A 386-nucleotide genomic window follows, 5' to 3' on the forward strand; every position below is an offset into this window, starting at 1 on the left:
CCTGCCTCCGGTGCAAAGGCGAGCAGGTAGTCGGCGGCCTTGCTCGCAGCGCTGGCTGCACGAAAGATCGCCTTCTCATCCTCGCGCAGCACGGCAAGCCAGCTGCCGATGTAATCGCAGTGCCGCACGGTCGGCTCGATCGAGAGCGAAACGCAGGCAAAGGCGCTCGCCATCTCAGCAACCAGCTCCTCGCGCGCATAGGCGCTGCTGCCGAACCGTCCGGTCTGATCGCGACCGAGCCGGCTGGAATGGCCTGTCCAATGCCCCAGTTCGTGAAGAGCGGTTCGGTGCCAGTCGATCGGTGCATGGAACGCCTGCGGCGGCGGCACCGGGACATAGTCGCCAACCGGCGAATAGTAGGCCTCGCCCCCGCCAATGCGCAGGTC

Annotated in this window: 1 protein-coding gene; it reads right to left on the bottom strand. The window is 66.3% G+C overall.

The features are described 5' to 3' along the window. Window positions 1–386, bottom strand: a 386-nt coding sequence (locus tag AC3A5N_RS16015) for a zincin-like metallopeptidase domain-containing protein (protein ID WP_487738318.1), incomplete at both ends; no start/stop codon positions are given.

This window comes from Pelagerythrobacter sp. Soil_C_18, from assembly GCF_057657235.1.